The organism is Raoultella sp., from assembly GCF_039594335.1.
In the GTDB taxonomy this organism is placed as follows: domain Bacteria; phylum Pseudomonadota; class Gammaproteobacteria; order Enterobacterales; family Enterobacteriaceae; genus Klebsiella.
In genome coordinates, this window is record NZ_JBCNNS010000150.1 from 1 (window position 1) to 8985 (window position 8985).

At 56.2% G+C, this 8985-nt stretch carries 7 protein-coding genes; 1 reads left to right on the forward strand and 6 read right to left on the reverse strand.

From position 1 onward, the window contains the following. A partial coding sequence (locus ACZAHD_RS19320) for an MFS transporter (protein WP_462458212.1) occupies positions 1 to 1349 on the forward strand: 1349 nt, incomplete at its 5' end. A 142-nt stretch (positions 1350 to 1491) separates the two neighbouring features. Here ACZAHD_RS19320 and ACZAHD_RS19325 read toward each other — a convergent pair. From ACZAHD_RS19325 to ACZAHD_RS19350, 6 genes are all read right to left on the reverse strand, one after another. Then, positions 1492 to 2373, reverse strand: coding sequence for a LysR family transcriptional regulator (locus ACZAHD_RS19325; RefSeq protein ID WP_462458213.1), 882 nt, complete (start codon positions 2371 to 2373; stop codon positions 1492 to 1494). A gap of 629 nt (positions 2374 to 3002) precedes the next feature. Then, positions 3003 to 5303 (reverse strand): FdhF/YdeP family oxidoreductase, encoded by a 2301-nt coding sequence (locus ACZAHD_RS19330; protein ID WP_462458214.1) that lies wholly within the window; start codon positions 5301 to 5303, stop codon positions 3003 to 3005. Positions 5304 to 5514: 211 nt separating this feature from the next. Then, positions 5515 to 6432, reverse strand: coding sequence for a bestrophin family protein (locus tag ACZAHD_RS19335; RefSeq protein ID WP_462458215.1), 918 nt, complete (start codon positions 6430 to 6432; stop codon positions 5515 to 5517). Positions 6433 to 6844: 412 nt separating this feature from the next. Then, positions 6845 to 7714 carry an oxygenase MpaB family protein gene (locus ACZAHD_RS19340; RefSeq protein WP_462458216.1) on the reverse strand — a complete coding sequence of 290 codons (870 nt, stop codon included), beginning with the start codon at positions 7712 to 7714 and terminating at the stop codon, positions 6845 to 6847. Positions 7715 to 7842: 128 nt separating this feature from the next. Next, entirely contained in the window at positions 7843 to 8274 is a 432-nt protein-coding gene (locus ACZAHD_RS19345) for an OsmC family protein (protein WP_462458217.1), read from the reverse strand. Between the two features lie 283 nt (positions 8275 to 8557). After that, a partial coding sequence (locus ACZAHD_RS19350; RefSeq protein ID WP_462458218.1) for a substrate binding domain-containing protein occupies positions 8558 to 8985 on the reverse strand: 428 nt, incomplete at its 5' end.

Here is an 8985-nt window from a genome sequence, read left to right on the forward strand (position 1 = left end):
GCTTAACCTACCGCATCGATGCCCTGCCTGCCTCTTTCGGCCTGTGGTCGTTTATCACTCTGCTGGCACTCGGCGGCTTCTTTGAGCTCTACGATCTTTTTCAGACCGGCTATATCAGTAGCGGACTGCTGGCCGAACATATTTTCCATACTGATCAACTGGGCCTTTTTGGTATCTCCGATCAGGCCTCGTTCGCCTCGGCCACCTTCTTCGGATTGTTTATCGGCGCCAGTCTGCTGGCGCCTCTGGCGGACAAACTGGGTCGCCGGTTGACCTTTATGTTTGCGCTGGCCTGGTACGGCGCGTTTTCATTGCTGATGGCTTTCCAGAACAGCGCCGAAGGGGTCATCTTGTGCCGCTTTCTGGTCGGCATTGGGCTGGGCATTGAGCTGGTGACCATCGACACCTACCTGAGCGAATGGGTCCCGACCCATTTGCGTAACAAAGCGTTCGCCTTTGCCTTTTTTATCCAGTTTCTCTCGGTCCCCGCCGTGGCGCTCATGTCATGGATGCTGGTCCCGACGACGCTGTTCGGCCTGACCGGCTGGCGCTGGGTCATTATCTTCGGCGCCCTGTGTTCGCTGATCATTTGGGTTATCCGCAAAAAACTGCCGGAATCAGCCCGTTGGCTGGAGGTGAAAGGGCGTCATGCAGATGCGCATGCAGTGATGTGTCAAATGGAGCGGCGCTGTGGCGTCACGCCTTCGCCGCAGCATATCCCGGACACCCGGGAAGCGCAGCGCAAAAGTGGAACCTTTAAAGAGATCTGGGCGCCGGAATACCGCAGACGAACCCTCATGCTGATGGTGATGAATTTCTTTCAGGCGATCGGCTTTTTTGGCTTCGGCAACTGGCTGCCGGCGCTGCTTTCCGGCCAGGGGGCGAGCATTACCCACAGCCTGCTGTACGCCTTTTTTATCACTCTCGCCTACCCGCTGGGCTGCTTGTTCTGCACCCGCTTTGTCCACCGGTTTGAGAATAAGTGGCAGATCGTTCTTTCCGCGCTGATGACGGTGGTGTTCGGTACCCTGTTTGCGCTGCAGAATAATCCGGTGATGCTGGTTGTCTGCGGGTTTATGATTACCTGGTCCAACGCCTGGCTGACCATCAGCTATCATGCCTACCAGGCGGAAATCTTCCCGACGCGGATTCGCGCCAGAGCCGTGGGCTTTTGCTACTCGTTCAGCCGCCTGTCAACGGCGCTCACCAGCCTTCTGATCGGCCTGATTTTACAATACGCCGGCACCCCTGGGGTGATTAGCTTCATCGTGGCCAGCATGCTGATGGTGATGCTCTCGGTGGGTATTTACGGCCCGAAAACCCGCGGTATCGAGCTGGAAAATATCTGACTGTCCGCTGCGCCGCCGGGTTTTTATCGGCGGCGCAGCCGGCTCATAGCGGCCAATCGTCATCGCTCAGCGCACTAAGCCGTAGTCTGCCAATTGAATATGCCATTGAGCCCCAGGGACGGCCTCCCATCCCCCGGCCATATTAATTAAAAATGACCTGCGCATCGGCAAAACATTTTTCCGCCAGCGATGAGACCGGCTGCTGGTTGCGCATGATCAGCGCCAGCTTTGAATCCACTTCGGTGTCGGCGATGGGAATAATCTCCAGATTATCACTTAATGCCTCAAGACCATTGTTGAGCGGCATAATGGCACAGCAAATTCCCGCCTGCACCGCCTGAATAATCTGGAAGGTAGAATCGCTCTCAAAGACATATTTCGGCGTTAACCCTTTGCTCTTAAAGCTCATCTCGATGGATTCACGGTAATGCATTCCTTTGCTGAGAAATCCCAGCGGTAATGCGGCCAGCGTTTCCCAGTCCGGCGTGCCTTTGGCAAACTGAAAATGGCGTTTATCATGCAGCAGCCCCATCCGCGTTGCGGGCAGCCACTTGACGTTGAAAAGCTGGCTATCGACTTGCTGGAGGTAGCAGATACCCAGATCAAGCTGATTCCGGCTGACACCATCGATTATCTGCTCCGAGGTAAGAGACAGCAGGCTGAACTGCAGCTCCGGATACTTCCCGGCCAGCGGTTTAATCAGTTGCATCGGATTAAGGCTGGCCAGCGGCACCATGCCGACCCGCAGTTGCCCCACCATCTGGCCGCGACAAATCGCCGCCTCCGCCTCCAGCCCGTCATGAGCCGCCAGCAGCGCCCGCGCCCAGGCCAGAATGCGCTCGCCTTCCGCAGTAAACCCCTCAAACCGTTGCCCGCGCTGAATCAGAACAAGATTGAGCTCCTCTTCCAGATTGCGGATACGCATCGAAAGCGTCGGCTGAGTGATATGGCACAGCGCCGCGGCCTGGCCAAAATGACGCGTTTGATCGAGTGCGATCAAGTATTTGAGCTGTTTGATATCCATGGTTAATCCAGTGTGTTGCCGTTCGCTATACGCAGACGCCGGCGCGATGCAGACTCCCCTCGCCCGGTCAAAAATATGTTAGTTAAATGTTACTTTCAGCATCCGCCAAATACAAGCCGCTCCGGCGCGGGTGAAAGTGACGATCCTGGAGAGGTGCTGCTGATCTGTCTGCTGCGGGCAACCGGCTGCCATCATCTGTCTGGACGGCGCCTGCGTGTTTTCGCCAACCCTCGCGTAGACGAAAGAGTATCTTGATGATGCAACGGAGGAAAAACCGCCCCCAGACGCTCGCCGCGTTGCACGGCATTAGCCGTTTTCAGCCGATCCGCGGCTTTGACCGCTTAACGGCATGACTCCGCCCGCCTTGCTGTCGCAGTTTATCCACAACGACACCGCCTCTCCGGTGAAAAAGATGCTGACGCTGAGCGGGATTTTATGCTGATGACGCTACTGGTCTTTATGCTGCGCGGCCGCGATGCGCGGCTATGTGCTGACCCGTCCCAGGGTGTTACTGGGGCTGCGGGTCGCTTTTGCCGCCGGTTTTGTCGGCCTTGGCATCAAGCTGGTACTGGCGCCAGAATAGCGAGAGTTCCCTGCCGACGTTGAGGTCGGCAGCGGTCGCGGGCAGATTAGCGCAGGCCGGAGACCGGCCGAATCTCTTTCGAGCGCAGGGTCAGACGAATCGGCACGGATTTATAAGAAGGCGTGCCGCTCTCTTCATCAATGTAGTCCAGCGGAACCAGGACGTTGGCTTCCGGATAGTAGGCGCCAACGGTGCCTGGCGCGATGTTGTAGGCCACCAGCGTAATATCCTCCAAACACAGGTCGCTGTCCGGCAGCGCGGTGGTGATATCCACCCGGTCGCCGTGCTCGAATCCCTGACTGGCCATATCCTGCTCGTTCATAAACAGCACGTCGCGACGGCCAAAAATACCGCGGTAGCGGTCATCCATGGCGTAGATGGTGGTGTTGTACTGATCGTGGCTGCGCAGTGTGACCAGGCGCAGCACCTCCTCACCGGCAATATGAATGTTCTCATGTACGCCGTGGAACACCGAGAACATGGCTTTACCGGTTGGCGTTGGCCAGATGCGCTCCGTCGGCGGCAGCGGCATGCGAAAACCACCCGGCTGGCGAATGCGCTCGTTGTAGTTGTCAAAACCGGGAATAGTGCGTTCAATCAGATCGCGGATACGGTCGTAATTCGCCACCAGCGAGCGCCAGTCGACTTTGGTGTTCGCCAGGGTCGCCATTGCCATTCCGGCGACAATCGCCGGTTCCGAACGCAGCAGCGGCGAGGCCGGCTTCAGTTTTCCCGACGAGGCGTGCACCATCGACATAGAATCCTCCACGGTGATCGACTGGCGCCCGGTCTCCTGCATATCCAGCTCGGTGCGGCCCAGGCACGGCAGAATAAACGTTTCTTTCGCCACCAGCAGATGCGAGCGATTCAGTTTCGTCCCGACATGTACGCTGAGATCCAACCCGCGCATGGCCGGAAACGCGCGTTCATGGTCAGGCATCGCCACCGCAAAGTTACCGCCAAGGCACAACAGAACCTTTGATTTGCCTTCGATCATCGCCTGCAACGCTTTTACCGCGTCATGGCCATGTTTCTGCGGCGGTACGAAACCCAACACCTCTTCCAGCTTCTTCAGGAAGGCGGCGCTCGGCTTTTCGGTAATCCCGACGGTGCGGTTACCCTGAACATTGGAGTGTCCGCGCAGCGGACAGATCCCGGCGCCGGGTTTGCCGATATTCCCGCGCATCAGTAGCAGGTCGGCGATCAACCGCACATTTGACGTTCCCTTATTATGCTGGGTGATCCCCATACCATAGGTCACGATCGTGGCGTTCGATTTGGCGTATGCGTCGGCAACCCGCTGCAGGTCAGCGCGAGCGAGGCCGGATTCACGTTCGATATCTTGCCAGGCGGTGTTCAGCAAATCATCGGCAAACGCCGGGAAGTTCTGCGTGTGCTCAGTGATAAATGCGTGATCGAGGACGTTACCCTGCTCTTCTTCCATCTGAAGCAGCGCTTTGGCAATGCCTTTCAGAGCCGCCGCATCGCCCCCCGCCTTCACCTGAAAATAGGTTGAGGCAATATTTGTCGAGCCCAGGGTTGCCATTTCGATAACGTTCTGCGGATCGGCGAAACGCTCCAGCGCGCGTTCTTTCAAAGGGTTAAACACAATAATCGGTACGCCGCGACGGGCCAGTTCGTGCAGCGTTCCCATCATGCGCGGATGGTTGGTTCCCGGGTTATGGCCGATGGAAATCACCAGTTCGGTTTTGTCAAAATCATCCAGCGACACCGTTCCCTTTCCGATACCGATCGACTGCGGCAGCCCGACGCTGGTCGATTCATGGCACATATTCGAACAGTCCGGGAAATTGTTGGTGCCCAGTTCACGGGCAAACAGCTGAAACAGCCAGGCCGCCTCGTTGGAGGCGCGACCGGAAGTATAGAACTCGACCTCGTCCGGCTGCATGCCGCTGACCACCTCGCCAATACGTGCAAAGGCGCTTTCCCAACTGGTCGGGCGCAGCGTGTCGCTGGCGCGATCGTAGACCAGCGGATGGGTTAAGCGGCCGTAGCCTTCGAGCTCAAAATCGCTTTTAGCCAGTAACGAGGTGACCGTGTTCGCCGCCAGAAATTCCGCCGTGACGCGCTTGCTGGTCGCTTCCCAGGTCACTGCTTTAGCGCCATTTTCGCAAAACTGGAAGGTGGACTTGTGTTCTTTATCCGGCCATGCGCAGCCGGGGCAATCAAAGCCGTCAGGCTGATTGGTGCGCAGCAGAGTGGCGGGCGCCTCCAGAGCATCCATTTGTGTCCGCACGGCGATGGCCGTTGCTTTCAACGCACCCCAGCCACCGGCCGGGCCATCATAAGGATGCACGCCAGGTACTGAGCGTCTTTTCATATTCATATCTACTCCAGAACGCGCCGTCGATAAGCGAGAACAACGTGCCAAATCGCCTTATCGTGGCGATCCGCAATGTGAAAAGGTTCGTCCGCCGGAGAAAGTCGCGGCGGACGTTTTGTTAACGAAAGCATAACAATCAGGATCGTAACTGTATAATCAATGTTATCTATCACGCGTTAGATTTAACTTATTTAACAATCACGCGGGAGAACCATCAGGTCAGGTTGTAGTAGCGGTCGGGCTGCAGTGTTTCCGGCAGAGGTTGCTGCCCGGTCATATCCAGCAGGTTACGTTCGATGGTGTTGCACATGGCGTTGAGGGGCAAATCGTTCGCCGCGGTGCCAAACGGATCCTCGAGTTCTTCGGCCAGAGAATCCCAGGACAAGAAGGTATAGGAGATAAAGACCGACACAAACGGCGTCATGTAGTGCAGATCGCCGACCAGCGCAAACGGCAGCAAGGTGCAGAACAGATAGACCGTGCGCTGCAGAATCAGGGTATACGCAAAGGGCACCGGCGTGCTGGCCAGGCGTTCGCATCCGCCCAGCACGTGGGCCAGCTCATCCAGCTTATTGTCCATCAGGCCATAGGTGATATCACTCACCTTCCCCGCTTCACGCAACTGGCCCAGTTCATGGCCGACCAGCAACAGGATGCGGTTGGTCGGCATCGAGCTGCCGAGGATCTCCGTGACGGTATCGGGGGGCAGCAGCCGGTTAAGGTCAGCCTCGGGATGGGTTTTACGTAACTGGTGTTTCAGACTCCAGCTAAAAGCAATCAGGTAACTGGCGATTTTTTGATGCGTTTCGTGCTCCGCCGGAAGAATATTTTTCAGCTGACGCATCAGGGTACGTTCGGCAATCAGTACCGTTCCCCAGAGATTACGTGCTTCGACAAAGCGGTTGTAGCTGGCGCTGTTGCGAAAACCGAGGAAAATCGCGATGGCTATCCCCAGTAAACTAAAGGGTGCCACGGTCAGATGAATACCCAGCTGTTCGTACCATTGATAGCTAATGATGGCGACAATCGACATCAGGACATTAAGCAGCAGGCGAAAAATGATTTTTGACAGCACGGAGCCGTGCCAGTCAAACAGGCGAAGAAACCAGTGTTGTTCTGGTCGGATGATCATTGTATGACTTCCTGGATGTCCAGTCTGGTTATAGATAATATCTATTAACCGATTGGGTTATTTTATTGAACATAAACACGACAATGCGTTTGTTATTGGCCATTAATATGCGATGGAATAATGGCGGAATAATTATGGTCGCTTTTTATTTATCGGGCAATATGAAAACTGCGGCGCGGATGCCGGGTATAACCTCAATAAATCAACCCTGGGATTCATGTGGCTACATTACCAATGTCTCCTTCAGGCTGTTGAAGAACTTGTGGCGAGGTCGACGCGCCATCGATTTTAGCGTGCAGATACTGTCGATAATTTAATTCACACAGGGCAGATAAAGCGCATAGAAATATAAATCCCGCCGACTTTTTTATCCTGAAATAATAGCCAGCGCGCGGTATCTCCGACAAAAATGTTAATTCGCGGCCATTCGACGCATCGCGCAATGATAGGCGCCGTTGCGTACCGATGCGCGAAGCACCCTGGCAATGCCGTGCACCGCGATCCGCGCGGTATGCCGCTGCCAGGGGGTCAGCCTCAGGGAGAGCATCTCCTGCGCCCAGGGCGGGAGCAGATCAATCCCGGCACGCATCATCAGTTGACCTACCGGCTGGCTCAGGCGGCCGGGTAGACGGGTGGTCAGCAGCACGTCCGCAACCTCACGCGTACGTGCATCGCAGCGCAGACGCGGGCGCATATCCTGCAGATATTCAGCCACCTGCTGCGGGGTTACCGGGATATCGCGCGCGCCCAAACGACGGGCAATCTCGGCTGTTTCGTGGAAATATTGCGTCTGACGCTCCTCGCTTACCACCGTGCGCTTATAGCGCAAATGCGACGCCATAAAGCTGCTGCATTCGGCCACGTGTACCCAGGTCAGCAACGCTGGATCGCTGGCCATATACGGCGTGCCGTCTAGATCTTGCCCGCTGACCCGCAGGTGAATACCTTGCACTTTGGCAATCAGCCTTTGCGCATCGACAGTGGTGCCAAAGGTCGTCGCGGAGATAAACTGGCTGGTGCGCCGCAGGCGGCCGAAGATATCGTCGCGGAAATTTGAGTGATCCCAGACACCGGCCAGCGCCAGCGGATGTAGCATCTGCAGCAACAGTGCGCTCACGCCTCCGCAGAGCATCGACGTAAAGTCACCGTGTACCTGCCAGATAGCGGACCGGGGGCCGAACAGTCCCGGCTCCCCTTTCGGGTGCTCAAAATCAATCTCTTTCAGCGCCATGCCGGTTAAGCCCAGAACCTGAGCCTCTATCATTCCGCGTATGCTGGTCATTGTTTTGCCTGATTCTCTCCGTGACAGCAAAACATACCACTATTCGGCGTGGGACTCATGTGCAGGCAGTGACTTTATCCGTTGCAGATAGATGCAAAGAGTGCCCGTGAGTAACGGGCACTCAAGCGTCAAGGATTCAGCTGGTAGTCGAGGCTAATCGCAGCGTTTAACACCTGTGATACCGGGCAACCGGCTTTCGCTTTCTGAATAATGCCATCGAAGACATCGGCTTCAATACCCGGCAGGACAATCTGACTCTTCAGCGCAACCTGGGTAATCGCAAAACCGCCGCCGGATTTATCAAGCGTCACCACCGCTACCGTATCAATTGTTGTGGCCGTGTAACCCGCTTCACTGAGCATCAGCGACAGCGCCATGGAGAAGCAGGCCGCATGCGCAGCGCCGATCAGCTCTTCCGGATTGGTCCCTTTGACGCCCTCAAAACGGGTGTTGAAGCCGTAAGGCTGCTGGCTCAACGCTCCGCTCTCTGTCGAAACGGTCCCCTTGCCGCTTTTTAAATCACCTTCCCAGTGCGCCTGACCTTTCTTATGGATTGCCATGAATTCGCTCCTGTTCGCTCCTGTTAGTATGTCTAACCCACAGTATAGATGGTGAGAGGGATCTTGCGGACGTATTAAGAAAATTCCATATAAAACAAAAAATTATCAATTAGCGCCGTGTGTCGTTATTTTTAACATGATGACAATATTTCACGAAAGTCGAAGATGACTCACGAAGGAGGCCGCTGTCGCTACGAACCAGAGACAGACGAGCCCCCTGTGTCGGGTAGCGAGATGAAAGATGGCAGGAGCTCGCACGCCGGACCAGCGGTACGAAAGTGCGCTAGCTAAGCTGCGCCAGTTGCTGTTGAATCTCATCGAGAAACAGCGGTAGTGCGCTGGGCTGATAGTCACGCGATAAATAGATGCCGTATACACTGAGGGCTTTCGGCGTCCAGCCCGGCAACACCGGCTTCAGCGCCCCGCTATTGAGTGCACGTTGCGCTTCCAGTTCCGGCAGCATCGCGATGCCGCATCCGGCTACCGCCGCTTCCAGCAGCAATGAGGAAATCCCGGCACTGAGGTTCCCGGAAACCGCCACGGAAACGGCCTCACCCTGCGGGTCGGTAAGCTGCCATGTCGGCGCGGCAAAATGGCTGTAGTGCAGGCAGTTATATGCGCTGAGCTCCGCCGGCGTTTGCGGCTGACCATGTCGCTGTAACCAACGCGGTGACGCGCACAAGACCGAACGACAGACCCCCAGTCGGCGGG

What these genes read in the sequence shown, in the direction of transcription:
- ACZAHD_RS19345 (WP_462458217.1), bottom strand. Translation starts at nt 8,274, where the DNA reads ATGGCAATCCATAAGAAAGGTCAGGCGCACTGGGAAGGTGATTTAAAA.
- ACZAHD_RS19340 (WP_462458216.1), bottom strand. Translation starts at nt 7,714, where the DNA reads ATGACCAGCATACGCGGAATGATAGAGGCTCAGGTTCTGGGCTTAACC.
- ACZAHD_RS19325 (WP_462458213.1), bottom strand. Translation starts at nt 2,373, where the DNA reads ATGGATATCAAACAGCTCAAATACTTGATCGCACTCGATCAAACGCGT.
- ACZAHD_RS19335 (WP_462458215.1), bottom strand. Translation starts at nt 6,432, where the DNA reads ATGATCATCCGACCAGAACAACACTGGTTTCTTCGCCTGTTTGACTGG.
- ACZAHD_RS19330 (WP_462458214.1), bottom strand. Translation starts at nt 5,303, where the DNA reads ATGAATATGAAAAGACGCTCAGTACCTGGCGTGCATCCTTATGATGGC.